General features: G+C 67.7%; 22 protein-coding genes. 17 read left to right on the top strand and 5 right to left on the bottom strand.

Annotated elements, in window-relative coordinates; translation table 11 throughout:
- Window positions 1-10 precede the first annotated feature (10 nt).
- From A5686_RS06660 to A5686_RS06645, 4 genes are read left to right on the top strand one after another with little or no spacing between them, the layout of a single operon-like run.
- On the top strand, window positions 11-1,399 hold the full coding sequence (locus A5686_RS06660; RefSeq protein WP_067932337.1) for an ABC transporter substrate-binding protein: 1,389 nt from the start codon (window positions 11-13) through the stop codon (window positions 1,397-1,399).
- Window positions 1,396-2,271, top strand: coding sequence for an ABC transporter permease (locus A5686_RS06655; protein WP_067932334.1), 876 nt, complete (start codon window positions 1,396-1,398; stop codon window positions 2,269-2,271). The genes A5686_RS06660 and A5686_RS06655 overlap by 4 nt, the downstream gene beginning before the upstream one ends.
- Window positions 2,268-3,020 carry an ABC transporter ATP-binding protein gene (locus tag A5686_RS06650; protein WP_067932332.1) on the top strand — a complete coding sequence of 251 codons (753 nt, stop codon included), beginning with the start codon at window positions 2,268-2,270 and terminating at the stop codon, window positions 3,018-3,020. The genes A5686_RS06655 and A5686_RS06650 overlap by 4 nt, the downstream gene beginning before the upstream one ends.
- Window positions 3,017-5,743, top strand: a complete 2,727-nt coding sequence (locus A5686_RS06645; RefSeq protein ID WP_197520497.1) for a fumarate reductase/succinate dehydrogenase flavoprotein subunit — start codon at window positions 3,017-3,019, stop codon at window positions 5,741-5,743. The genes A5686_RS06650 and A5686_RS06645 overlap by 4 nt, the downstream gene beginning before the upstream one ends.
- On the opposite strand, the gene A5686_RS06640 is transcribed toward A5686_RS06645, so the two are convergent.
- Window positions 5,744-6,283: a GNAT family N-acetyltransferase gene (locus A5686_RS06640; RefSeq protein ID WP_067932330.1), complete on the bottom strand. Its 540-nt coding sequence runs from the start codon at window positions 6,281-6,283 to the stop codon at window positions 5,744-5,746.
- A 12-nt stretch (window positions 6,284-6,295) separates the two neighbouring features.
- Window positions 6,296-7,510, bottom strand: coding sequence for a serine hydrolase (locus A5686_RS06635; RefSeq protein ID WP_067932328.1), 1,215 nt, complete (start codon window positions 7,508-7,510; stop codon window positions 6,296-6,298).
- A 182-nt stretch (window positions 7,511-7,692) separates the two neighbouring features.
- Here A5686_RS06635 and A5686_RS06630 point away from each other — a divergent pair, with 182 nt between their 5' ends.
- The 8 genes from A5686_RS06630 to pyrF all read left to right on the top strand — a co-directional run bounded on the left by A5686_RS06630 (window position 7,693) and on the right by pyrF (window position 17,482).
- Window positions 7,693-8,121: a cellulose-binding domain-containing protein gene (locus A5686_RS06630; RefSeq protein WP_067932325.1), complete on the top strand. Its 429-nt coding sequence runs from the start codon at window positions 7,693-7,695 to the stop codon at window positions 8,119-8,121.
- A gap of 706 nt (window positions 8,122-8,827) precedes the next feature.
- Complete coding sequence (pyrR, locus tag A5686_RS06625; RefSeq protein WP_067932323.1) at window positions 8,828-9,412, top strand: bifunctional pyr operon transcriptional regulator/uracil phosphoribosyltransferase PyrR; 585 nt, start codon at window positions 8,828-8,830, stop codon at window positions 9,410-9,412.
- Window positions 9,409-10,368 carry an aspartate carbamoyltransferase catalytic subunit gene (locus A5686_RS06620; protein WP_067932321.1) on the top strand — a complete coding sequence of 320 codons (960 nt, stop codon included), beginning with the start codon at window positions 9,409-9,411 and terminating at the stop codon, window positions 10,366-10,368. The genes pyrR and A5686_RS06620 overlap by 4 nt, the downstream gene beginning before the upstream one ends.
- Complete coding sequence (locus tag A5686_RS06615; protein ID WP_067932318.1) at window positions 10,365-11,669, top strand: dihydroorotase; 1,305 nt, start codon at window positions 10,365-10,367, stop codon at window positions 11,667-11,669. Before A5686_RS06620 ends, A5686_RS06615 begins: the two co-directional genes overlap by 4 nt.
- Window positions 11,666-12,169, top strand: coding sequence for a transporter (locus tag A5686_RS06610; RefSeq protein WP_067932317.1), 504 nt, complete (start codon window positions 11,666-11,668; stop codon window positions 12,167-12,169). Before A5686_RS06615 ends, A5686_RS06610 begins: the two co-directional genes overlap by 4 nt.
- Window positions 12,166-13,287 (top strand): glutamine-hydrolyzing carbamoyl-phosphate synthase small subunit, encoded by a 1,122-nt coding sequence (gene carA, locus A5686_RS06605; RefSeq protein ID WP_067932315.1) that lies wholly within the window; start codon window positions 12,166-12,168, stop codon window positions 13,285-13,287. Before A5686_RS06610 ends, carA begins: the two co-directional genes overlap by 4 nt.
- Window positions 13,287-16,661, top strand: coding sequence for a carbamoyl-phosphate synthase large subunit (carB, locus tag A5686_RS06600; RefSeq protein ID WP_067932313.1), 3,375 nt, complete (start codon window positions 13,287-13,289; stop codon window positions 16,659-16,661). The genes carA and carB overlap by 1 nt, the downstream gene beginning before the upstream one ends.
- Window positions 16,658-17,482, top strand: coding sequence for an orotidine-5'-phosphate decarboxylase (pyrF, locus tag A5686_RS06595; RefSeq protein WP_067932311.1), 825 nt, complete (start codon window positions 16,658-16,660; stop codon window positions 17,480-17,482). The genes carB and pyrF overlap by 4 nt, the downstream gene beginning before the upstream one ends.
- A 13-nt stretch (window positions 17,483-17,495) precedes the next feature.
- Here the strand turns inward: pyrF and A5686_RS06590 are convergent, their stop codons facing one another.
- Entirely contained in the window at window positions 17,496-17,918 is a 423-nt protein-coding gene (locus A5686_RS06590; RefSeq protein WP_067932309.1) for a molybdopterin-binding protein, read from the bottom strand.
- 597 nt (window positions 17,919-18,515) lie between these two features.
- On the opposite strand from A5686_RS06590, the gene mihF reads away from it, so the two are divergent.
- The 5 genes from mihF to metK all read left to right on the top strand — a co-directional run bounded on the left by mihF (window position 18,516) and on the right by metK (window position 22,577).
- The gene (gene mihF / locus A5686_RS06585) at window positions 18,516-18,830 is read left to right on the top strand and encodes an integration host factor, actinobacterial type (RefSeq protein ID WP_007171927.1); all 315 of its coding nucleotides are present in this window, start codon (window positions 18,516-18,518) and stop codon (window positions 18,828-18,830) included.
- Between the two features lie 88 nt (window positions 18,831-18,918).
- The gene (gene gmk, locus A5686_RS06580; RefSeq protein WP_156749975.1) at window positions 18,919-19,590 is read left to right on the top strand and encodes a guanylate kinase; all 672 of its coding nucleotides are present in this window, start codon (window positions 18,919-18,921) and stop codon (window positions 19,588-19,590) included.
- 66 nt (window positions 19,591-19,656) lie between these two features.
- The gene (gene rpoZ / locus A5686_RS06575; protein ID WP_067932305.1) at window positions 19,657-19,983 is read left to right on the top strand and encodes a DNA-directed RNA polymerase subunit omega; all 327 of its coding nucleotides are present in this window, start codon (window positions 19,657-19,659) and stop codon (window positions 19,981-19,983) included.
- Window positions 19,984-20,006: 23 nt separating this feature from the next.
- Window positions 20,007-21,272, top strand: a complete 1,266-nt coding sequence (gene coaBC / locus A5686_RS06570; protein ID WP_067932303.1) for a bifunctional phosphopantothenoylcysteine decarboxylase/phosphopantothenate--cysteine ligase CoaBC — start codon at window positions 20,007-20,009, stop codon at window positions 21,270-21,272.
- Between the two features lie 93 nt (window positions 21,273-21,365).
- Entirely contained in the window at window positions 21,366-22,577 is a 1,212-nt protein-coding gene (gene metK, locus A5686_RS06565; RefSeq protein WP_067932301.1) for a methionine adenosyltransferase, read from the top strand.
- Here the strand turns inward: metK and A5686_RS06560 are convergent.
- Window positions 22,574-24,088: an NAD(P)/FAD-dependent oxidoreductase gene (locus tag A5686_RS06560; RefSeq protein WP_067932299.1), complete on the bottom strand. Its 1,515-nt coding sequence runs from the start codon at window positions 24,086-24,088 to the stop codon at window positions 22,574-22,576. The genes metK and A5686_RS06560 overlap by 4 nt on opposite strands.
- Window positions 24,089-24,098: 10 nt before the next feature.
- Window positions 24,099-24,657, bottom strand: a 559-nt coding sequence (locus A5686_RS06555) for an alpha/beta hydrolase (protein WP_156749974.1), incomplete at its 5' end; no start/stop codon positions are given.

The following is a 24,657-nucleotide window of genomic DNA, read 5'->3' as shown; positions in this document are numbered from 1 at the left end:
CAGGACATTCATGAAACGACCCGCCATCCGGCTGGCGCCGGTGGTGTTCGCGATCGCCGCGCTCACCTCGGCCTGCTCACTGGAATCTCTGTCGCAGTCATCGGGTGTGGTCAACGTAGTGGTGGGCTATCAGTCCAAGACCATCAACACCGTCACTGCGGGTACCCTGCTTCGCGCCCAGGGCTACCTGGAGCACCGGCTCGCCGACATCACCACCCGGACCGGCACCAAATACGCGGTGCGGTGGCAGGATTACGACACCGGCGCCCCGATCACCGCGCAGATGCTCGCCGAGAAGATCGACATCGGCTCGATGGGCGACTACCCCATGCTGATCAATGGCTCCAAGACGCAGGCCAACCCGCTGGCGAAAACCGAGATCGTGTCCATCACCGGCTACAACCCCAAGGGCGCCCTCAACATGGTGGTGGTGACGTCCGGTTCGTCGGCGACCACGCTGGGTGACCTGGCCGGCGCCAAGGTCTCGGCCAGTGTGGGGTCGGCCGGTCACGGTACCTTGGTGCGGGCGCTGGACAGGGCCGGAATCAACGGCGTGGAAGTGCTCAACCAGCAACCCCAGGTGGGCGCCTCTGCCCTGGAATCAGGTCAGGTGCAGGGGCTTTCGCAGTTTGTCGCCTGGCCGGGGCTGCTGGTATTCCAGGACAAAGCCAAACTGCTGTACGACGGCGCCGAGTTGAACCTGCCCACCCTGCACGGGGTGGTGGTGCGACGCGCGTATGCCTCGGCGCACCCGGAGGTGCTGGGCGCCTTCCTGCAGGCGCAACTCGACGCGACCGATTTCCTCAACCACAAGCCGCTGGAGGCCGCCCGCATCGTCGCCCAGGGGAGCGGTCTGCCGCAGGAAGTGGTCTACCTCTACAACGGTCCCGGTGGTACGTCGTTCGATACCACCCTCAAGCCGTCACTGGTCGAGGCGTTGAAAAACGATGTCCCATACCTGAAGTCGATCGGCGACTTCGCCGACCTCGATGTATCCGGATTCGTCCAGGACGAGCCGTTGCGCACCGTGTACGGCGCTCGCGGCCTGAACTACGACGCCGCCCGGTCCGTCACCGCCAACCCGTCCGCGCTCCACGGTGATCCCGCCCTGGCAAGCGAACTGTGGCTGGACGGTTCGGATTCCACCCAAACGGTCGCCAACCCGACCAGTCTGCTCCGGGCGGCGCGGGACGCGACCGCCCGTGGCGCCAAAGTCCGTGCCGCCTACGTACCCGACGCGGAGCTGGGCACCCGATGGTTCGCCGACAAGGCGGTCTGGGTCCAGGACGGCCAGAACTACCTGCCGTTCGGAACGCCCGCGGGCGCGCATCGCTATCTCGCCGCGCACCCCGGCGGTGCCATCGTGAATTACGAACAGGCTCTTGGAGGTTCGGTATGACCGCTTATCTCACGGGCGACCCGGCGGCCCCGGTAGCCCCACAGGTCGCCGACACGGTCCCCGCGGCGGTCCATCCGCGGCGTACCGGCTCGCCTTGGCGATGGCGGCTGCTGCGGCTAGCATCGGTTGCCGCCGCGATCGGGTTGTGGCAGGTGCTCACCGCCGACAAGGCCCGGCTGCTGCTGCGCTTCGACACGCTGCCCACCGTCACCGAGATCGTGCACGCGCTGGGCCGTCGGCTCGAAACCTCAGACTACTGGCTTGATTTGGCGCAGTCGCTGATCCGTATTCTCACCGGCTTCGGATTGGCCGCGGTGGTCGGCGTCGCGACGGGCGTGCTGCTGGGCCGTTCGCGCTTGTTCACCAACATCTTCGGCCCGCTGACGGAGTTGCTCAGGCCCGTTCCCGCCATCGCGATGGTGCCAGTGGCGATCCTGCTGTTCCCGACCGACGAGGCCGGCATCGTGTTCATCACCTTCCTGGCGGCATATTTCCCGATTCTGGTCAGCACCCGGCACGCGGTGCGGGCGCTGCCGACGCTGTGGGAGGACTCGGTGCGCACCCTCGGCGGCGGGCGGTCCGATGTGCTGAAGCAGGTGGTGTTGCCGGGCATCCTGCCGGGTGTGTTCGGCGGCCTTTCGGTCGGTATGGGCGTGGCGTGGATCTGCGTGATCTCCGCGGAGATGATCTCGGGCCGACTCGGGATCGGCTATCGCACCTGGCAGGACTACACCGTGCTGGCCTACCCGCAGGTGTTCGTGGGCATCATCACCATCGGCGTGCTGGGTTTCGCGACGGCGGCCGCCGTCGAGGTCGTGGGCCGCCGGGTGACCGGCTGGCTGCCGCGTGCGGAGGAGGAAGGCCGGCAATGACTGTGAAGCAGGCCCCGGTGAGTCTGGAATTGGACCGAGTCCGCTTGTCCTACACCGGAGAACCGGTGATCGATCGCCTGACCCTGACCGTGCGTCCCGGGGAGATCCTGGTGCTCACCGGCCCCTCGGGCTGCGGCAAGTCGACGGTGCTGCGGGCACTGGCGGGACTGCTGCAGCCCGACCAAGGCCGGATCGTCGCTGACGGCGCCGAGGTGAAGACCACCTCGGGCGACAGGGGGATGGTGTTTCAGGACAACGCATTGTTGCCATGGCGGACAGTGCGCTCCAACATCGAGCTGGCCCTTCGGTTGCGGGGTGCCCCCCGGTCCGGCCGGCGCGCCGAGGCGGACCGCTGGATCGCCGAACTCGGTCTCACCGGGTTCGGCGACTATCTGCCGAAGAGCCTGTCCGGTGGCATGCGGCAGCGCGTTCAGCTGGCCCGCGGCCTGGCCGGGGCGCCGCGCGCGGTGATGATGGACGAACCGTTCGGCGCGCTGGATACCCAGACCCGAACGGCCATGCAGCGGCTGCTGATCGACACCTGGCGCGCCCATCCGACGACGATCGTATTCGTCACGCATGATGTCGATGAGGCGCTGCTGCTCGGCGATCGCATCGCCGTACTGGGCAGGGCCGGTCAACCGTTGCGCGCCCTGATCGACGTGCCGGAGCCACGCGTCGATCGGCAGCGCGCCGCGCTGCGCGCCGAAGTCGTTGCGGCACTGAACCACCGAGCGGAGGCGGCATGATGCAGATTCCCGACCCGGCGACCCCGATCCGGCTCGACTGTGACGTCCTGGTCATCGGCGGCGGCACCGCGGGCACCATGGCGGCGCTGTCGGCCGCCGAGAACGGTGCGCAGGTGCTGTTGCTGGAAAAGGCCCACGTGCGACATTCCGGTGCGCTGGCGATGGGCATGGACGGGGTGAATAACGCGGTGATCCCCGGCAAGGCCGAACCCGAGGACTACGTCGCCGAGATCACCCGCGCCAACGACGGAATCGTCAATCAGCGCACCGTGTATCAGACCGCGACCCGCGGCTTTGCGATGGTGCAGCGGCTGGAACGCTACGGCGTGAAGTTCGAGAAGAACGAGCACGGCGAATACGCGGTGCGCCGGGTGCACCGCTCGGGCTCCTACGTGCTGCCCATGCCCGAAGGCAAGGATGTCAAGAAGGCGCTGTATCGCGTGCTGCGGCAACGATCGATGCGCGAAAAGATTCAGATCGAGAACCGGCTGATGCCGGTGCGGGTGCTGGTGGACGGCGGGCGCGCGGTCGGCGCGGCGGCCCTGCACACGCGCACCGGTGAATTCGTCACGGTCGGCGCCAAGGCGGTTATCCTGGCGACCGGCGCCTGCGGGCGGCTCGGCCTGCCCGCGTCGGGCTACCTGTACGGCACCTACGAAAACCCCACCAACGCCGGCGACGGCTACTCGATGGCTTACCACGCGGGCGCGGAACTGTCCGGCATCGAGTGCTTCCAGGTCAACCCGTTGATCAAGGACTACAACGGCCCCGCGTGCGCGTACGTGGCCAATCCCTTTGGTGGGTATCAGGTCAACGCGCACGGCGAGCGGTTCGTCGATTCCGACTACTGGTCGGGGCAGATGATGGCCGAGGTCAAAACCGAGATCGACTCCGCCCGCGGCCCCATCTATCTCAAGGTGTCGCACCTGCCCGACGAGACGCTGACCGCCCTGGAGAACATCTTGCACACTACGGAGCGGCCGACCCGGGGCACCTTCCACGCCAACCGCGGCCATGACTACCGAACCCATGACATCGAGATGCACATCTCCGAGATCGGCCTGTGTAGCGGGCATTCCGCATCGGGGGTGTGGGTCGACGAGCACGCCCGCACCACGGTTCCCGGCCTCTACGCCGCCGGCGACATGGCCTGCGTTCCGCACAACTACATGATCGGGGCGTTCGTGTTCGGCGATCTGGCCGGCACGCACGCCGCCTCGACCCTAGCCGATGTCGCTGCACCACAGCAGCTTCCGGACGAACAGGTGCGTGCGGCACATGAGCTGATCTACCGGCCGCTGCGGCATCCGGACGGCCCGCCACAACCTCAGGTCGAGTACAAGCTGCGCCGATTCGTCAACGACTACGTCGCGCCCCCCAAGACCGGGGCGAAGCTGTCCCTGGCCATCCGCAGCTTCGAGCGCATGAGCGCCGAGATCGGACAGATGGGCGCCCGTAATCCGCACGAGCTGATGCGCGCGGTGGAGGTGTCGTTCATCCGCGACTGTGCCGAGATGGCCGCCCGCTCGTCGCACACCCGCACCGAATCCCGGTGGGGCCTCTATCACGATCGCGCCGATTTGCCCGGCCGCGACGACAACCAGTGGGGCTATCACCTCAATCTGCGCAAAGCGACCCAAGGCGACGCCGAAAAAGGAATGGTGTTCCTCAAGCGGCCGGTGGCACCGTATTTCGTGTCCGTCCCGGAGCTCGACGGCCTGCCGCCCACTGACCAGACGGTGTACCCGGTGGAGCAGCCACCGCTGGTCGGCGGCCAAGCGCCCGCCACCGCGGTGTCCCGAATCGATTCGGCCACAACGACAGTCGAGCCGCCGTCACCGCGCATCGCCGAGGTGCTGGCGCTCGCGGAGCCCACGATGGCCGACCTAGGGCCCTATCTTGCCGACCCGGATCCCGGGGTGCGCCGCACCGCGGTGTCGACGCTGACCGAGCACATTCCGGACGGCTATGCGCCGGCGCTGGTCGCCGGGCTGAACGACGGCGACGCCGCGGTCCGCCACACCAGCGCCGACGGCATCCGCGAGCTGGTCGAGGTGCTGCCGGAGCCGGAAAGCGTTCGGGATCACCTCGATTCAGTCGATCGGGTGGTGCGCGCGGCCTCGCTGTACGTGCTGGCCGCGCGCCGCGCCGGTGACGCCGAGCAGTACCGTCACGCCTTGGACGACGTCGATCACCGGGTTCGCATCGAAGCGGTGCGGGCGCTGGTGTCCGTCGACGACGTGGCCGGTGTCGTGGCCGCCGCCGGCGACGAGAACCGTGAGGTGCGCATCGCGGCGGCCGCCGGGCTGGCGACGCTGGGAGCGACGACAGCCCCGGCCAGCTCGGCCGTGCGCCGGCTGATCGCCGACACCGATCCGCTGGTTCGCGCGGCCGCGCTGGCCGCGTTGGGCCATCTCGGTTGCGGCCAAGACGATTACGCCGCCATCAAACAGGCGCTGCGGGCGCCGGCCTGGCAGGTGCGGGAAGGCGCGGCGCGCGCCCTGGCCGGCGCGCCTGCCGACTTCGCGGTTCCGCATCTGTCCGAGGCGCTGGGCGACGCCCATCTGGACGTCCGCAAGGCGGCGGTACTGTCCTTGACCCGGTGGGCCGGTGAGCCCGCCGCTACAGACGCGTTGAGGCTCGCGCTCAAGGACGGCGACGCCGACGTGCGGGCCTATGCCCGCCGGGCGCTCGAGACGGACGGCTTGGGGCACAACTCCTAGTCAGCGCAGGATCTTGGCGTAGAGCAGGCTGTCCTGCGGCTCGGGCCCCATGGTGGGATAGACCGCGTGCCGGGCCAGCCGTCCCTCCAAGAAGAAGCCGGCGTGCTCGAGCAGTCGCGCCGAGCGCTCGTTGTCCACGCTGCAGGTGGCCCACACGCGATAGACCTCGCGATCGGCGTCGAGCGCGGTGAGCAGCATGCTGAGCACCTCGGACATCAATCCCTTGCCCCACCAGCGTCGGCCCAAACAGTAGCCGACCTCGACCGAGTGCGGTGCGGTGCGGCGGCAACTGGCCAGCCCGATCACCTCGCCGCGGTGCCGTGACTCGATGACCCAGGTCTTCTCGTCCGGACTGGCGTTGAGTTTCTCGGTGATCACGCGCCGCGTCGCGGCCACGTCCGGGTGCGGCGCCCACAACAGATATTTGGTGACCTGCGGATCGCGGGCCACCCGCTGGAACAGCGGCCCGGCGTCGTCGAGCGTGGGCAGGCGTAGCAGCAGCCTCGGACCGCTGATGCGGTCGGGCGGGTATTCGGGCATCGGGATGTGACTTTAAAGGTCGAGGGCGCGATAGGTGTTGCGGACGAATCTCGGTTGCGCCGTGCGGAGTTTCGCCAGCGACGTGTTACCGGCGACGGCCGTGGCGGCATCGACGGTCAGGTCCGGAAGATTCTGAATCAGGTAGAGCAGGATCAGATCCGCGGTGGGGTCGGCCTGCCACCACGTTCCGTAAGCGCCGGGCCAGCTGAACGTGCCGAGACCGCCCGGCCCGAAAAGCGGTGTGCTCTTGGCCGGATCGGTCACCAGCGACAGGTTCAGCCCGAAGCCGCGGCCGACCCAATATGGTGCGCCCAGGAAGTTGTGCCGCTTCTGTTCCGCGGTCAGCCGGTCGGTCCGCATCAGCCGGACGGACTCTTCCGACAGCACCCGCACGCCGTCGACCGCTCCGCCGCCCAGCAGCATCCGCACGAACCGCAGGTAATCGTCGGCGCTCGACCACAATCCGCCGCCGGCATTGCAGAACGAGGGCGGGGTGATGTGCGGCGGGCCCATCACCCCGTGGTGCAGTCGGCTCTGTTCGTCGAGTGAGTACATGGTGGCCGCGCGGCGCCGTGCCTCGGGGGAGACGAAGAACCCGGTGTCGGTCATACCCGCCGGGCCCAGGATCCGTTCGTCGAGCACCTCGTGGAACGGCTTGTCCGCGATGCGGGAGGCGATGACGCCCAGCAGGTCGATGGAGTGGCTGTAGGTGACGCGGTCACCGGGTTGATGGACCAGCGGCAGCTTGGCCAGCTCGGCCAGCCAGGCGTCCGGACCCTGATTGAACGGCAGCCGCAGGTAGGCCTTGGAGATCGGCCCCGACACCGAGAAGCCGTAGGCCAGCCCGCTGGTGTGGGTGAGCAGATCCTCGATCAGGATCGTGCGGTTGATCGGGCGGGTGCGGTCCAGCGGGCCGTGCGGATCGTCGAGCACCCGCGCGTCGGCCAGCTCCGGTGCCCACCGGGTGACCGGGTCTTTGAGCGTCAGCTTTCCCTCGTCGACCAGACTCATCACCGCCGCGACCGTCACCGGCTTGGTCATCGAGGCGATGCGAAACAGCGTGTCGCGCTGCATCGGCAGACCCGCATCCACGTCACGGTAGCCAATTTCGTTGACCTGTAGCAGTTCTCCGCGCTGCCAGACCACCGTCACCGCACCGGCGAGCAGGCCGGCGTCACACACTTCACGAATGGAGGCGGCATTGCCATTAAGGGTCGAGCGATTCACCCGGTCAGGTTAGCGGGGCCGGTGGCGGCGTCGCCGAGAGCGTCGCGCAGCGGCTGCTCGGATACCGCCTGCCAGGTGTATCGAGGCCAAGATTTCATGACGGTTTCGGTTGAGCAAAGGTACTGCAGCTTACCCGCGATGCGAAGGCCGATATTCCCTGCTTGACTTTAATGTTGGCTGCTATGTCCGGACTGAACAATTACGTGAAGCGCCGGCTCGCAGCGCTTCACGTGGCCGTATCGGCGTTGGTAGTCGCCGCCCTCGGACTTGTTGCCACCCCCGTGGCTCATGCGGCTGCCGCCACGGCGACGTTGTCGGTGGAACACACATGGCAGACCGGTTTCATCGCCCGCTTCACCATCATCAACTCGAGCATCGCGCCGCTAACCGATTGGAAGCTCGAATTCGACTTGCCGGCGGGAGAATCCGTAATCCACACGTGGAATAGCACCGTTACCCAATCTGGCACCCACTATGTTCTCACCCCCGCGAATTGGAATCGCGTCATTGCACCCGGTGGTTCTGCCACAGGCGGTATGCGAGGCGTGCTGACCGGTTCGTATTCGCCGCCGTCGAATTGTCTGCTCAATGGGCAATACCCTTGCACCTGATCAAAGGCCTCCCGACGGCGATGCCGCGTCACAGCCATATACATTCGGCGCGAAAAAATGGAATTACCTGCCATGGCCATTCAAAAGGTCAGGACAATTGCCGCGACGTGCGGTGGTGCTGCCGTGTTTGCCCTGGCGTTCATCGGAATCGGCGGCGCTGACGTGCTGCCCACCAACTTGGCGGACCCGCCGCCGAGGGTCGACCCGACGCGCGGTGGACCCGACGCCCACGATGGACCCGTCACGTCATCGCCGGACGACGTTTGCTGCGAAAGACCCAAACCCAGGCGAGCGTCTGGCACTGCAAAATCGGCCTGACTGTGGGCCCATCAGGCCGCGCCGCACCTGGCCCCAGCCGCCTCCGCCGACTTAGCCGCCCCGCGTTCTTCACTCACGTCCCACCCGACTCTCGCCGAGTGGACACGATTTGTGCCCGCCTTTCAGCGACAAAACACGCATACGGTCCACCCGCGACACGCACCGCACTCGACTTGACCCCCCAACGCGCCTTGTCGCTGTGAGGCGGGCACACGCAGTGTGTCCCTTTTCCGGGACTGATGGGGCCCATGTGACTGACGCGGGTGAGGGGGCGACGGGCGTCCCATGTGCCAGGCGCAGCCGTGCTCGAAATAAGTGCTACGCTGCCACGCAGTCGACATCCTTTAACGATCCGTCCGGCGAGGCGGAGAAGGAGGTCAAGTTTCGTATGGGTGCTGCGGGTGACACCGGCTGTCACGCTGGTAAAGGCAGCGATTCCCGGGAGTTGATGTCGGCGGCCGATGTGAGCCGCACCATTTCCCGCATTGCACATCAGATCATCGAAAAGACCGCGCTGGACGGTCCCGACGCGCCGCGGGTGGTGCTGCTGGGCATCCCGACCCGCGGTGTCATCCTCGCCGACCGGCTGGCGGCCAACATCGCCGAATACAGCGGCGTGGAGGTCGGCCACGGCGCTCTGGACATCACGCTCTACCGCGACGATTTGATGCAAAAACCGCCGCGGCCGCTGGAAGCCACCGCCATTCCGGCCGGCGGCATCGACGACGCGTTGGTGATCCTGGTCGACGACGTCTTGTACTCGGGTCGCTCGGTGCGTTCCGCGCTGGACGCGCTGCGCGACGTGGGCCGGCCGCGGGTGGTGCAGCTGGCGGTCCTGGTCGACCGCGGCCATCGCGAACTGCCGCTGCGGGCCGACTATGTGGGCAAGAACGTCCCCACCTCACGCGCCGAGAGTGTGCGCGTTCTGCTGAGCGAGACCGACGGCGACGACGGGGTGGTGATCTCACGATGACGCGCCATCTGCTGGCCGCGGGCGATTTGAGCCGCGACGACGCCACCGCCATCCTCAACGACGCCGACCGGTTCGCGCAGGCGCTGGTGGGCCGGGAGATCAAGAAGCTGCCGACGCTGCGCGGCCGCACCATCGTCACGATGTTCTATGAGAACTCGACGCGCACCCGGGTGTCCTTCGAGGTTGCCGGGAAATGGATGAGCGCCGACGTGATCAACGTCAGCGCGTCCGGATCGTCGGTGGGCAAAGGGGAGTCGCTGCGCGACACCGCATTCACACTGCGTGCCGCCGGCGCCGACGCGCTGATCATCCGGCACCCGGCGTCCGGCGCCGCGCATCTGCTGGCGGACTGGACCGGCGCGAAGGACGACGGGGGACCGTCGGTGATCAACGCCGGCGACGGCACCCACGAGCACCCCACCCAGGCGCTGCTGGACGCGCTCACCATTCGTCAGCGCCTCGGCGGCATCGAAGGCCGTCGCATCGTGATCGTCGGCGACATCCTGCACAGCCGGGTCGCCCGCTCCAACGTGATGCTGCTGCACACCCTGGGCGCCGAGGTAGTGCTGGTCGCGCCCCCGACGCTGTTACCCGTCGGCGTCGACGGCTGGCCGGTCACCGTATCGAACGACTTCGACGCCGAGCTGCCCGCCGCCGACGCGGTGCTGATGCTCCGGGTGCAGGCCGAGCGGATGAACGGTGGGTTCTTCCCGTCGGTGCGCGAATACTCCTCGCTGTACGGGCTTTCCGATCGCCGCCAGGCGATGCTGCCCGGCCATGCCGTGGTGCTGCACCCGGGCCCGATGCTGCGCGGCATGGAGATCGCCTCGTCGGTGGCCGACTCATCCCAATCGGCGGTGCTGCAACAGGTTTCCAACGGTGTCCACGTGCGAATGGCGGTGCTGTTCCATGTGCTGGTCGGCACCGAATCAGCCGGAGAAGAGGGTGCGGCGTGAGCGTGCTGCTGCGCGGGGTTCGGTTGTACGGCGAGGGCGACCGCGTCGACGTGCTGGTCGATGACGGCCAGATCGCCGACATCGGTACCGGTCTCGACAGGACCGGCGGCCTCCAAGAAGACCTGGACGTGATCGATGCCACCGACCACGTGCTGCTGCCCGGCCTGGTGGACTTGCACACCCATCTGCGCGAGCCCGGGCGGGAATACGCCGAGGACATCGAAACCGGCTCGGCCGCAGCGGCTTTGGGTGGATACACGGCGGTGTTCGCGATGGCCAACACCAACCCGGTCGCCGACAGCCCGGTGGTCACCGATCACGTCTGGCATCGGGGCCAACAGGTCGGCCTGGTCGACGTGCACCCGGTGGGCGCCGTCACCGTCGGACTGGCCGGCAAAGAACTCACCGAGATGGGCATGATGGCGGCGGGAGCCGCGCAGGTGCGGATGTTCTCCGACGACGGCATCTGCGTGCACGACCCGCTGGTGATGCGCCGCGCCCTCGAATACGCCACCGGCCTGGGCGTGCTCGTCGCCCAGCACGCCGAAGAGCCGCGGCTGACCGTCGGCGCCGTCGCCCACGAAGGGCCGACCGCCGCCCGGCTGGGCCTGGCGGGATGGCCCCGGGCTGCCGAGGAATCGATCGTCGCCCGCGACGCCCTGCTGGCCCGCGACGCCGGCGCCCGGGTGCACATCTGCCACGCCTCTACCGCGGGCACCGTCGAGATCGTGAAATGGGCCAAGGAACAGGGGATCTCGATCACCGCCGAGGTCACGCCGCACCATCTGATGCTCGACGACAGCCGGCTGGCAAGTTACGACGGGCAAAACCGGGTCAACCCGCCGCTGCGCGAAGCCGCCGACGCGGTGGCGTTGCGCCAAGCGCTTGCCGACGGTGTCATCGACTGTGTGGCCACCGACCACGCCCCGCACGCCGAGCACGAGAAATGTGTGGAGTTCTCCGCGGCGCGCCCCGGCATGCTGGGACTGCAGACGGCGCTGTCGATCGTGGTGTACACGATGGTCACCCCGGGGCTGCTGAGTTGGCGAGACCTCGCCCGGGTGATGAGTGAAAACCCCGCACGCATCGCGCGCCTGCCGGATCACGGCCGACCGCTGGAGGTGGGGGAGCCCGCCAACCTCACGGTGGTGGATCCCACGTCCTCGTGGACCGTCGCCGGGTCCGACCTGGCCAGCCGGTCGGCCAACACGCCCTACGAGGCGATGACCCTGCCCGGCACCGTGACCGCCACGTTGCTACGGGGCAAGGTGACCGCCCGAGATGGGAAGTCGCCGGCATGAACTCGGGCACACTGGTGGGATCGCTGATCTTCGCTGCCGTCGTGGTGGTCGTGATCGCCGTGGCGATCCAGCTGATGATGCGGAGCTGGCAGCGTCGCTCACAGCAGCAGGCGGAGCTGATCGGGGCGTTGCCCGAGATTCCGGACCGAGTCGGGGCGGCGACCATCACCACCCGCGGCCACTATTGCGGTTCCATGATGGCGCCGGGCTGGAGTGAGCGGATCGCCGCCGGCGATCTGGGTTTCCGTAGCAAAGCGGTGCTGACCCGCTATGCCGGCGGAATCATGGTGGATCGCGTACGGGCCCAACCCATTTGGATCCCACAGGACTCGATCGCGCACATCCGCATAGAGCGCAGGATGACCGGCCGGATTGGGATCCTGGCGATCCGCTGGCGGCTGCCCTCGGGCGTCGAGATCGACACCGGCTTCCGGGCGAACCACCGTAACGAATACGACGCCTGGCTCGAATCGGACCATGAGGAGGAGCGGCGTTCGTGAGCAAAGCACAACTGGTACTCGAGGACGGCCGCGTCTTCACCGGCACGCCGTTCGGCAAGGTCGGTCAGACGCTGGGCGAGGCCGTCTTTTCCACCGGCATGTCCGGCTACCAGGAGACGCTGACCGATCCCAGCTACCACCGGCAGATCGTGGTGGCCACCGCGCCCCAGATCGGCAACACCGGTTGGAACGGCGAGGACGCCGAGAGTCGGGGTGACAGGATCTGGGTCGCCGGCTATGCGGTGCGCGATCCGTCGCCGCGGGCGTCCAACTGGCGGGCCACCGGAACCCTGGAGGACGAACTGGTCCGTCAGCACATCGTGGGGATCGCCGGCATCGACACCCGCGCCGTGGTCCGGCATCTGCGCACCCGCGGCTCGATGAAGGCGGGGGTGTTCTCCGGTGACGCGCTCGCCGATACGGACGAACTGCTGCAGCGGGTGCGCGGTCAGCAGTCGATGCTCGGGGCCGACCTGGCCGGCGAGGTCAGCACCCCGGACACCTACATCGTGGATCCCGAAGGTGCACCGCGGTTTACGGTGGCCGCGCTGGACCTGGGGATCAAAACCAATACGCCACGCAACTTCGCGCGTCGCGGCGTCCGGACCCACGTGCTGACATCATCGGCGACCTACGAGCAGATCGCCGACATCAAGCCGGACGGCGTATTCCTGTCCAATGGCCCCGGGGACCCTGCCACCGCCGATCACATCGTCGGTGTCACCCGCGAGGTGCTGAGCACGGGAATCCCGTTGTTCGGCATCTGTTTCGGCAATCAGATCCTGGGCCGGGCGCTGGGTCTGTCCACCTACAAGCTGGTGTTCGGTCACCGCGGCATCAACATCCCGGTGATCGACCACGCCACCGGCCGGGTGGCGGTCACCGCACAAAACCACGGCTTCGCGCTCGAGGGCGAGGCCGGCCAGTCCTTCGACACGCCGTTCGGACAAGCCATCGTCAGCCACACCTGCGCCAACGATGGTGTGGTCGAAGGAGTCAAACTCGCGGACGGACAAGCCTTTTCGGTTCAGTACCACCCGGAGGCCGCGGCCGGCCCGCACGATGCGGAGTACCTGTTCGACCAATTCATCGAGCTCATGGCAGGGGAGGGCCGCTAGTGCCACGTCGCACCGACCTCAACCACGTGCTGGTGATCGGCTCGGGGCCGATCGTGATCGGGCAGGCCTGCGAGTTCGACTACTCGGGCACCCAGGCCTGCCGGGTGTTACGCGCGGAGGGGCTGCAGGTCAGCCTGGTCAACTCCAACCCGGCCACCATCATGACCGACCCGGAGTACGCCGACCACACCTACGTCGAGCCCATAACCGCCGCTTTCGTCGAGAAGGTGATCGCCCAGCAGGCCCGGCGCGGCAATAAGATCGACGCGCTGCTGGCCACCTTGGGTGGGCAGACAGCGCTGAACACCGCGGTCGCGCTGTACGAGAACGGCGCGCTGGAACGTCACGGCGTGGAGCTCATCGGGGCCGACTTCGACGCCATTCAGCGCGGCGAGGACCGGCAGATGTTCAAGGACATCGTCGCCAAGGTTGGTGGTGAATCGGCCCGTAGCCGAGTGTGTTTCACCATGGAAGAGGTGCGCGAGACGGTCGAGGAACTCGGCCTGCCGGTCGTGGTGCGACCCAGCTTCACCATGGGTGGCCTGGGCTCGGGGATGGCGAGGTCCGTGGAGGAGGTCGACCGGATGGCCGGCGCAGGGCTGGCCGAAAGCCCGAGCGCCAACGTCCTGATCGAGGAATCGATTTACGGCTGGAAGGAATTCGAGCTCGAGCTGATGCGCGACGGCAACGACAACGTGGTCGTGGTGTGCTCGATCGAGAATTTCGACCCGATGGGCGTGCACACGGGTGACTCGGTGACCGTCGCCCCGGCGATGACCCTGACCGACCGGGAATACCAGCGGATGCGGGATTTGGGGATCGCGATCCTGCGCGAGGTCGGGGTGGACACCGGGGGCTGCAACATCCAGTTCGCGATCAACCCGTCCGACGGCCGGCTGATCGTCATCGAGATGAACCCCCGGGTGTCGCGGTCGAGTGCGCTGGCGTCCAAGGCCACCGGCTTCCCGATCGCCAAGATCGCCGCCAAGCTGGCCATCGGGTACACCCTGGACGAGATCGTCAACGACATCACCAAGGAAACGCCGGCCTGCTTCGAGCCCACCCTGGACTACGTCGTGGTCAAGGCGCCGCGGTTCGCGTTCGAGAAGTTCCCGGGCGCCGATCCCACCCTGACCACCACCATGAAGTCGGTCGGGGAGGCAATGTCGTTGGGCCGCAACTTTGTTGAGGCGCTCGGCAAGGTGATGCGGTCACTGGAGACCACCCGTGCCGGTTTCTGGACCAAAACGGATGACCCGGGGGCGCAAAAGGGGGCGGCCGAGGTGCTGACCCGGCTGCGGACGCCGACCGAGGGTCGGCTCTACGACATCGAACTGGCGCTGCGGCTGGGCGCCTCGGTGGAACAGGTCGCCGAGGCCAGCGGTGTGGACCCGTGGTTCGTCGCGCAGATCAACGAGCTGACCGAACTGCGTGCCGAGCTCATCGCCGCCCCGGTGCTCGACGCCGACCTGTTGCGGCGCGGTAAGCACAGCGGGCTGTCGGACCGCCAGATCGCTGCGCTGCGGCCCGAATTGGCCGGCGAGAACGGCGTGCGGTCGCTGCGCGAGCGGCTGGGCGTGCACCCGGTGTACAAGACGGTCGACACCTGCGCGGCCGAGTTCGAGGCCAAGACGCCGTATCACTACAGCAGCTACGAGCTGGATCCCGCGGCCGAGACCGAGGTGGCGCCGCAGACCCAGAAACCCAAGGTGTTGATCCTGGGTTCCGGGCCCAACCGCATCGGCCAGGGCATCGAATTCGATTACAGCTGTGTTCACGCGGCAACGACGTTGTCGCAGGCCGGGTTCGAGACCGTGATGATCAACTGCAACCCGGAGACGGTGTCCACCGACTACGACACCGCCGACCGCCTGTACTTCGAGCCGTTGACCTTCGAGGACGTCCTCGAGGTGTTCCGCGCCGAGCAGCAGTCCGCGGGTGATGGCCCGGGGGTGGCCGGGGTGATCGTGCAATTGGGCGGCCAGACTCCGCTCGGGCTGGCCCAGCGCCTCGCCGACGCGGGCGTGCCCATCGTCGGCACCCCGCCGGAGGCCATCGATCTGGCCGAGGACCGCGGCGCCTTCGGCGACGTGCTCGCCGGGGCCGGCCTGCCGGCGCCGAAGTACGGGACCGCAACGACTTTCGCGCAGGCCCGGCGAATCGCCGAAGACATCGGCTACCCGGTGCTGGTGCGCCCCTCGTACGTGCTGGGCGGTCGAGGCATGGAGATCGTTTACGACGAGGAGACGTTGCGGGACTACATCACCCGCGCCACCGAACTCTCACCCGAGCATCCGGTGCTCGTCGACCGCTTCCTCGAGGACGCGGTGGAGATCGACGTCGACGCGCTGTGTGACGGCACCGAGGTGTACATCGGCGGCATCATGGAGCACATCGAGGAGGCCGGAATCCACTCCGGTGACTCCGCGTGCGCGTTGCCGCCGGTGACGCTGGGCCGCAGCGACATCGAGAAGGTGCGCCGTGCGACCGAGGCCATCGCGCACGGCATCGGTGTGGTGGGCCTGCTCAACGTGCAGTACGCGCTCAAGGACGACGTGCTGTATGTCTTGGAGGCCAACCCACGGGCCAGCCGCACGGTACCGTTCGTGTCGAAGGCCACCGCGATCCCGCTCGCCAAGGCGTGTTCCCGAATCATGTTGGGTGCCAGTATCTCCCAGCTACGTGAGGAGGGAATGTTAGCGGCGTCCGGCGACGGCGCACATGCGGCGCAGAACGCCCCGATCGCGGTCAAGGAGGCCGTGCTGCCCTTCCATCGATTCCGTCGCGCCGACGGGGCCGCCATCGACTCGCTGCTGGGCCCGGAGATGAAATCCACCGGTGAGGTGATGGGAATCGACCGCGACTTCGGCAGCGCCTTCGCCAAGAGTCAGACCGCCGCCTACGGGTCGCTGCCCGCGCGGGGCACCATCTTCGTGTCGGTGGCCAACCGGGACAAGCGCTCCCTGGTTTTCCCCGTGAAACGGTTGGCCGACTTGGGATTCCGCGTTCTTGCTACCGACGGAACGGCGGAGATGTTGCGCCGCAACGGGATTCCTTGCGACGAGGTGCGCAAGCACTTCGAGGACCCGCAACCGGGGCGTCCGGAGATGTCGGCGGTCGACGCCATCAGGGCGGGTGAGGTCGACATGGTGATCAACACGCCCTACGGGAACTCCGGGCCACGCATCGACGGATATGAAATTCGTTCGGCCGCGGTGTCGGTCAACATCCCCTGCGTCACCACGGTGCAGGGCGCCTCGGCCGCCGTCCAGGGCATCGAGGCGGGCATCCGCGGCGACATCGGCGTGCGCAGCCTGCAAGAACTGCACAGCCAGATCGGTCAGGGCGGCCGGCCCGGTAACGGGGACCGGTGACCGGGTTCGGCGTCCGGCTCGCGGAGGCGAAAGCCCAACGCGGGCCGCTGTGCGTGGGCATCGACCCCCATCCCGAGCTGCTCCGCGCCTGGGACCTGCCCACGACCGCCGACGGGCTGGCCGCCTTCTGCGACATCTGCGTCGAGGCGTTTTCCGGATACGCGGTGGTCAAACCCCAGGTCGCGTTCTTCGAGGCCTACGGCGCCGCGGGATTCGCGGTGCTGGAACGCACCATCGTGGCCTTGCGATCGGCCGGGGTGCTGGTGCTCGCCGATGCCAAACGCGGCGACATCGGCACGACGATGGCGTCCTATGCCGCCGCGTGGGCGGGTGATTCGCCGCTGGCCGCCGACGCCGTGACGGCCACTCCGTACTTGGGGTTCGGCTCGCTGCGGCCGCTGCTGGAGACCGCCGCGGCGCATGACCGCGGGGTGTTCGTGCTGGCGGCCACGTCCAACCCCGAGGGCGCCACGGTGCAGCGTGCCGCCTTCGACGGGCGCACGGTGGCCCAGCTGGTCGTTGACCAGGCGGCGGTGGTGAACCGGTCCGCGACCCCGTATGGGCCGGGATACGTCGGCGTGGTCGTCGGTGCGACGGTGTTGCAGGCGCCCGATCTCAGCAAGCTGGGTGGTCCGGTCCTGGTGCCCGGCCTTGGCGTGCAGGGCGGGCGGCCCGAGGCGCTCGCCGGGTTGGGCGGCGCGGAACCCGGGCAGCTGCTGCCAGCTGTCGCCCGCGAGGTGTTGCGGGCCGGGCCGGGCGTGGCGGAATTGCAGGAGGCGGCCGACCGCATGCTGGACGCGGTCGCCTACCTGGCGGTGTGATCCCGGTTGACGTCTAGTCCGACGTGAGTGCGGTGCTGGGACTGGCGGTTTCGACGATGACGGTGGTGGCCTTGACGACGGCCACCGCGACGCTGCCGGGACGCAGCTGCAATTCCTCGGCGGCTTCGGTGCTCATCAGTGACACGACGGTGAACGGACCGCACTGCATCTCCACCTGGGTCATCACCTTGTCGCTGACCACCGACGTGACCAGCCCGACGAAGCGGTTCCGGGCCGAGCTGCCGATGCTGAGCGGGTCCGCCGGCGGGGCGGGCGCGTTGGTGCGGGAGAAGTGCGCCAAGTCCTCGCTGGCGATCACCTTGCGGCCGGCGGCGTCGTGACCGACCGTCAATGTGCCCTGGTTGATCCAGCGCCGCACGGTGTCGTCGCTGACTCCGAGTAGCTCAGCCGCCTGGCGAATTCGCAGGTTGGACACTCGTCGATCGTATCGGATTCCGTATTGCCGATTAGCTGAAATGAGCGGGCAAAGCAGCGTACGGCCGGCGGCCAGGAGTGCGGCAGAGCGCCGAGGGTGCCTGCGGTGCCCGACGCACGGATTCGCGGCCGCAGCGCCCTCGAGGCCCCTTTGCGTCCCGCTGAAACCGATGCGCCGCGTCAAACGCCGCGTTGGCCTGCCGTTTGACCGCGTCGCGACACGCGCGACACGCCGCAACAAATCCGTGATCCCCCGCACCGGGCCGGAGCACTGCCCGCCGGGCCCTTATCCGGACGGCACGGCCGGCCCGCCCGCTATCCCGCTCTGCAGACAAAACCGCAGCTAGGAGGCCTAGAAGAGTGCCAAAACGGGTTGGGCGCCGACGCCACGACGGCGCCACAGGCGACCGTCGTTCGCGCCCGGTAAAGCGCCGCTTTGGCTCGCCGCACGCCGGCCCATGCTGGGACTTTGCCCCCTTAAGCAGGGGGTCGGGTTAGATTTCGTCAGGAGGCCTGAGTACGGTCGTCTCCGCTGGCAGAAGTGCCGGCGGGACAAAATGAGATCGATTGAATGTGATTGATCAGATACGGAGGAATCGTGGCCCTTCCCCAGTTGACCGACGAGCAGCGCGCGGCCGCGTTGGAGAAGGCGGCTGCCGCACGTCGAGCGCGAGCAGAGCTTAAGGACCGCCTGAAGCGTGGTGGCACCAACCTCACCCAGGTGCTCAAGGACGCCGAGACCGACGAAGTCCTGGGCAAGATGAAGGTTTCCGCGCTTCTCGAGGCGTTGCCCAAGGTGGGCAAGGTCAAGGCGCAGGAAATCATGACCGAGTTGGAGATCGCCCCCACCCGCCGTCTGCGCGGTCTCGGCGATCGTCAGCGCAAGGCCCTGCTGGAAAAGTTCGGCTCCTAACCCGGCCGCCGACGATGCAGGCCGAATGGCCTGAGGAGAAGGCGGGCAATCCGATCCGGGCCGTGGACGCATCGACCCAGGAGCGCCTGTGAGAACCGGCGGGGGACCGGACGTCCAGCACGGGACACGTCCCGAACCATCAGGTAACGGACGTGTGGTCGTGCTGTCCGGTCCCTCAGCGGTCGGCAAGTCGAGCGTGGTCCGGTGCCTGCGTGAGCGGGTCCCGGACCTGCACTTCAGCGTCTCGGCCACGACGCGCGCGCCGCGGCCCGGCGAGGTCGACGGTGTGGACTACCACTTCGTCACCCCGGCCCGCTTCCAGCAGCTCATCGACGAGGGCGCCCTGCTGGAGTGGGCGGAGATCCACGGGGGACTGCACCGATCCGGCACCCTGGCCGAGCCGGTTCGGGCTGCGACCGCCCGCGGATTTCCGGTTCTGATCGAGGTTGACCTGGCCGGGGCCAGGGCCGTGAAGAAGGCGATGCCCGAGGCGCTGGCGGTCTTCTTGGCGCCGCCCAGCTGGGAAGACCTCGAGGCCAGGCTCGTAGGCCGCGGCACCGAGACACCCGAGGCCATGCAGCGGCGGCTGGAGACCGCCCGGGTCGAAATGGCGGCCCAAAACGACTTCGATCGGGTGGTCGTGAACAGCGAATTGGAATCGGCCTGCTCGGAATTGGTATCCTTGCTGGTGGGAACTGCGCCGGGCCTACCCGACCCGTCGGGTCAGTCCAACAGCCGGACCACATCCCAGCACGATTGACTACCGAATTTTTCAGTATCTTTCAGCGGCGACGAGCCGCTCCGATCCGCCAGGAGATCAACCTAAGTGAGTATTCCGCAGTCCGACGCGGCACTGACCGCCGTCCCCGACCGGTTCGATCCGTCCGCCGGGGGGCCGGGCGCATACGACACCCCGCTGGGCATCACCAACCCGCCCATCGATGAGCTGCTGGACCGCGTTTCGAGCAAGTACGCCCTGGTGATCTACGCCGCCAAGCGAGCCCGTCAGATCAACGATTACTACAACCAGCTCGGTGAGGGCATTCTCGAATACGTCGGCCCGCTGGTCGAGCCGGGGCTACAGGAGAAGCCGTTGTCGATCGCGATGCGCGAGATTCACGGCGACCTGCTCGAGCACACCGAGGGCGAGTAACCGGGCCGGGCCGGGCGCGCGCCGTGGACAACCGCGATCGGGTCGCGAAAAAAGTAATCGTCGGCGTCTCCGGCGGTATCGCCGCCTACAAGGCGTGCACCGTCGTTCGTCAGCTCGCCGAGGCCGGTCATTCGGTTCGCGTCATCCCGACCGAGTCCGCGTTGCGTTTCGTCGGGGCCGCCACATTCGAGGCGCTCTCCGGCCAGCCGGTGCACACCGGCGTCTTCGACGACGTGCCCGAGGTCCCGCACGTGCAGCTCGGCAAGCAGGCCGACCTGGTGGTGGTGGCGCCGGCCACGGCGGACCTGCTGGCCCGGGCGGTCCACGGCCGGGCCGACGATCTGCTGACCGCCACCCTGCTGACCGCGCGATGTCCGGTGCTGTTCGCGCCGGCGATGCACACCGAGATGTGGTTGCACCCGGCCACCGTGGACAACGTGGCCACGTTGCGTCGCAGGGGAGCGGTAGTGCTCGAACCCGCCGCCGGCCGGCTCACCGGGACGGACAGCGGGTCGGGTCGGCTACCCGAAGCCGAGGAGATCACCACCCTGTCTCACCTGCTGCTCGAACGCCAGGACGCGCTGCCCTACGACCTCTCCGGCTGCAAGATGCTGGTGACGGCCGGGGGGACCCGCGAGGCCGTCGACCCGGTGCGCTTCATCGGCAACCGCAGCTCAGGCAAGCAGGGTTATGCCGTGGCGCGGGTGGCTGCCCAGCGCGGCGCGGACGTCACGCTGATCGCCGGGCACACCGCCGGGCTGATCGATCCCGCCGGCGTCGAGGTGGTCCACGTCAGCTCGGCCGAGCAGCTGGGCGACGCCGTGGCCAAGCACGCGTTTGAGGCGGACGTGTTGGTGATGGCCGCCGCGGTAGCCGACTTCCGGCCGGCCCGGGTTGCGGCCGCCAAGATCAAAAAGGGTCCGAAGGACCAAGACCAGCCGCCCACGATCGAGTTGGTCCGCAATGACGACGTGCTGGCCGGCGCCGTGCGGGCACGAGCCAATGGCGAGCTGCCCAACATGCGCGCCATCGTGGGATTCGCCGCCGAAACCGGCGACGCCAACGGGGACGTGCTGTTTCACGCCCGAACGAAGCTGCGCAACAAGGGTTGTGATTTGTTGGTCGTCAACGCGGTGGGCGACGGCAGGGCCTTCGAGGTGGACAACAACGACGGCTGGCTGCTGGCGGCCGACGGTACCGAGTCGGCGCTGCAACACGGCTCCAAGACATTGATGGCCAGTCGTATCGTGGATGCGATCGCCGCGTTCCTGCACGGGGGCAGCGGGTAGAACGGTCGAGTTTCTCGGCACCGGACCAGGTGCTGGCGGGCCGACGCCAGTCGATATAATTCGGCTAACTAACTAATTGGAAGGATCGGCATTGTGAGCGAAAAGGGTCGCCTGTTTACCAGTGAGTCGGTGACTGAGGGACATCCCGACAAGATCTGTGACGCGATCAGCGACTCGGTCCTCGACGCCCTGCTGGCGCAGGATCCCAACTCACGTGTCGCGGTCGAGACGCTGGTCACCACCGGACAGGTGCACGTGGTGGGCGAGGTGACGACCACCGCCAAGGAGGCGTTCGCAGACATCACCAACACGGTTCGAGAGCGCATCCTCGCCATCGGCTACGACTCGTCGGACAAGGGCTTTGACGGCGCGTCCTGCGGCGTGAACATCGGTATCGGCGCGCAGTCGCCCGACATTGCCCAGGGCGTCGACACCGCCCACGAGGCGCGCGTCGAGGGCGCCGCGGACCCGCTGGACGCCCAGGGCGCCGGTGACCAGGGCCTGATGTTCGGCTATGCGATCAACGACACCCCCGAGCGGATGCCACTGCCGATCGCGCTGGCCCACCGGCTGTCACGCAAGCTCACCGAGGTCCGCAAGAACGGCACGCTGCCCTACCTGCGGCCCGACGGCAAGACGCAGGTCACCATCGAGTACGAGGACGACGTTCCGGTCCGGCTGGACACCGTGGTCGTATCCACCCAGCACGCCGACGGCATCGACCTGGAGCAGACGCTGGATCCCGACATCCGGCAGCACGTGCTCAAGGCCGTGCTCAACGAACTGGCCCACGACACCCTGGACTCGTCGGCGACGCGGGTGCTGGTCAACCCGACCGGCAAGTTCGTCCTCGGCGGCCCGATGGGCGACGCGGGCCTGACCGGCCGCAAGATCATCGTCGATACCTACGGCGGATGGGCCCGCCACGGCGGCGGCGCCTTCTCCGGCAAGGATCCCTCCAAGGTGGACCGGTCGGCGGCCTACGCGATGCGCTGGGTGGCCAAGAACATCGTCGCCGCGGGGCTGGCGGAGCGTGTCGAGGTGCAGGTGGCCTACGCCATCGGCAAGGCGGCCCCGGTGGGTCTGTTCATCGAGACGTTCGGCACCGCGACGGTCGACCCGGTGAAGATCGAGAAGATCGTTCCAGAGGTGTTCGATCTGCGGCCCGGCGCGATCATCCGCGACCTGGACCTGCTGCGCCCGATCTACGCACAGACCGCCGCGTACGGGCACTTCGGCCGCACCGATGTCGAACTGCCCTGGGAGCAGCTGAACAAGGTCGACGAACTCAAGCGCGCGATCTAGGCGCCGGTGGACCGCTGGCCGGTGAACCGGTAGTCGTCCAAGTTGAACCGTCGGCTGCGCCAGTACACCTCGGGAGTGGTGCCCGGGCGCAGTGGCACGTCGCCGTTCTTGTCGAAGTAGTAGCTGTTCGCCAGCTTGCAGCTGTCTTGCCAGAAGATCTGCCGATGCCGCCGACGCATCATCTCGGCGAAGTAGCGGTCGTTGGCCTCCTCGCTGACCTCGACGCGGGTCGCCCCGATGCGCTTGGCCCGCTTGAGGCAGCGCACGATGTGATGCGTCTGCGCCTCGATGAGCGCGAAATACGAAGAGCCGACGTAACCGTACGGGCCGAACACGGTGAAGAGGTTGGGGAAGCCGGGCACGGTGACGCCCTCGTAGGCCTGCAGTCGGTGCTCGTCCCAGAACCGGCTCAACGACTTTCCGCCGCTTCCGGTCACCGCGAACGTGGGCACGTTGTCGGGGTCCATCACCTTGAAGCCGGTCGCCAGGATCAGCACGTCGATCTCGTGATTCTCGCCGTCGGTGGTGGCCACCGCGTCGGGCGTGATCTTGTCGATCGGCTTGGTCACCAGCCGCACGTTGTCGCGATTGAACGTGGCCAGGTAACCGTTGTGGAAACCGGGGCGTTTGCAGCCGACGGCGTACTTCGGGGTGAGCTGTTCGCGCACGCTCGGATCCCGAACCTGTTGCCGCAGATAGGACTTTCCCAGCGAAGCCATCCGCTTGGCCAGCGGGATGACCGTGAAGTAGTGCGCCGAGATTGGGAAGGTGAGCTCCACGTAGGCCTGGCTGAGCAGCCGCTGCAGGAGTCTGCCGCCGGGGATTCGCATCGCCCAGCGCGCGGGTGCGGGCAGGGGGACGTCGAACTTCGGGAAACACCAGATCGGCGTGCGCTGAAATACGGTGAGCGACGACACGATTGGCGCGATTTCGGGAATCACCTGCACGGCCGAGGCGCCGGTCCCGATCACCGCGACGCGCTTGCCACGCAAGTCCTGGCCGTGATCCCACCGCGCGGTGTGCATGGTGATGCCGCCGAACGAGTCCACGCCGTCGATGTCAGGCAGGTTGGGCACCGTCAGAACGCCGCAGGCGCTGATCACGAACCGAGCCGTGATTTCGCCCGCCGGGTCGGTCTGCACGCGCCACAGGTTTTGTTCGTCGTCGAACTCGGCGGTTTGCACCTTGGTGTTGAACCGAATCCGCGATCTCAGACTGTACTTGTCGGTGCAGTGTTCGGCGTAGGCCTTGAGCTCTCGGCCCGGCGCGTAGGTGCGCGACCAATGCCGGCTCTGCTCGAACGAGAACTGGTAGGAGAACGACGGAATGTCCACGGCGATACCCGGATACGTGTTCCAGTGCCAGGTACCGCCGACCCCGTCGCCGGCTTCGATCACCAGGTAATCGGACAGCCCGACCCTATCGAGGGTGATGGCCGCACCGATGCCGGAGAATCCGGCGCCGATGATCAGCGTATGAAAGTCGGGCGTTTCTGCTTCGTGGTCGACCATCGTTGCCTGCCTAGGGGTGCAGAGCCTTGCAGAGCGCAGCCAGCCCACGCTCGGCGGCCTCGGCGGCGGCGGGTATCGCCAGCGCGAAACTGACGAAACCGTGCACCAGGGTGGGCTCGTTACTCAACTCGACCGGCACGCCCGCGGCGTCCAGCAGCTCGGCGTAGCGGGCGCCGTCATCGCGCAGCGGATCGTGTCCGGCGGTGGCGATGTACGCGGGCGCCAGCCCGGACAGGTCCGCGGCGTTCGCCGGAGCGATGGTGGTGGGCAGCGACTTCGGGTCGCTGATATCGAGGCCCTGCACGTACCAGGACAGAAACGCATCGATGACTTCCCGGTTCAGGATCGGCGCCTCGGCGTTGTCGGCGAACGACGGCAGGGACAGATCCGCGGTGACGGTCGGGTACCACAGCAACTGGAACCGCAGTTCGGGCCCGCCGTGCTCGCGGGCCAGCAGTGCCGTCACCGCGGCGAGGTTGCCGCCCGCCGAGTCGCCGGCCACGGCGATGTTGTTCGGGTCGCCGCCGAGCCCGGCCGCGTTGTCGGCTACCCATTGCAGCGCCGCCCAG

The sequence above is a fragment of the Mycobacterium sp. E2479 genome, from assembly GCF_001667925.1.
In the GTDB taxonomy this organism is placed as follows: domain Bacteria; phylum Actinomycetota; class Actinomycetes; order Mycobacteriales; family Mycobacteriaceae; genus Mycobacterium.
Note: the sequence above shows the minus strand (reverse complement) of the source record. Positions and strands in the feature narration are given on the sequence as shown.

Coding starts and splice junctions, on each gene's coding strand:
- A5686_RS06660 (WP_067932337.1), top strand. CDS start 11: ATGAAACGACCCGCCATCCGGCTGGCGCCGGTGGTGTTCGCGATCGCC.
- A5686_RS06655 (WP_067932334.1), top strand. CDS start 1,396: ATGACCGCTTATCTCACGGGCGACCCGGCGGCCCCGGTAGCCCCACAG.
- A5686_RS06650 (WP_067932332.1), top strand. CDS start 2,268: ATGACTGTGAAGCAGGCCCCGGTGAGTCTGGAATTGGACCGAGTCCGC.
- A5686_RS06645 (WP_197520497.1), top strand. CDS start 3,017: ATGATGCAGATTCCCGACCCGGCGACCCCGATCCGGCTCGACTGTGAC.
- A5686_RS06640 (WP_067932330.1), bottom strand. CDS start 6,283: ATGCCCGAATACCCGCCCGACCGCATCAGCGGTCCGAGGCTGCTGCTA.
- A5686_RS06630 (WP_067932325.1), top strand. CDS start 7,693: ATGTCCGGACTGAACAATTACGTGAAGCGCCGGCTCGCAGCGCTTCAC.
- pyrR (WP_067932323.1), top strand. CDS start 8,828: ATGGGTGCTGCGGGTGACACCGGCTGTCACGCTGGTAAAGGCAGCGAT.
- A5686_RS06620 (WP_067932321.1), top strand. CDS start 9,409: ATGACGCGCCATCTGCTGGCCGCGGGCGATTTGAGCCGCGACGACGCC.
- A5686_RS06610 (WP_067932317.1), top strand. CDS start 11,666: ATGAACTCGGGCACACTGGTGGGATCGCTGATCTTCGCTGCCGTCGTG.
- A5686_RS06560 (WP_067932299.1), bottom strand. CDS start 24,088: ATGGTCGACCACGAAGCAGAAACGCCCGACTTTCATACGCTGATCATC.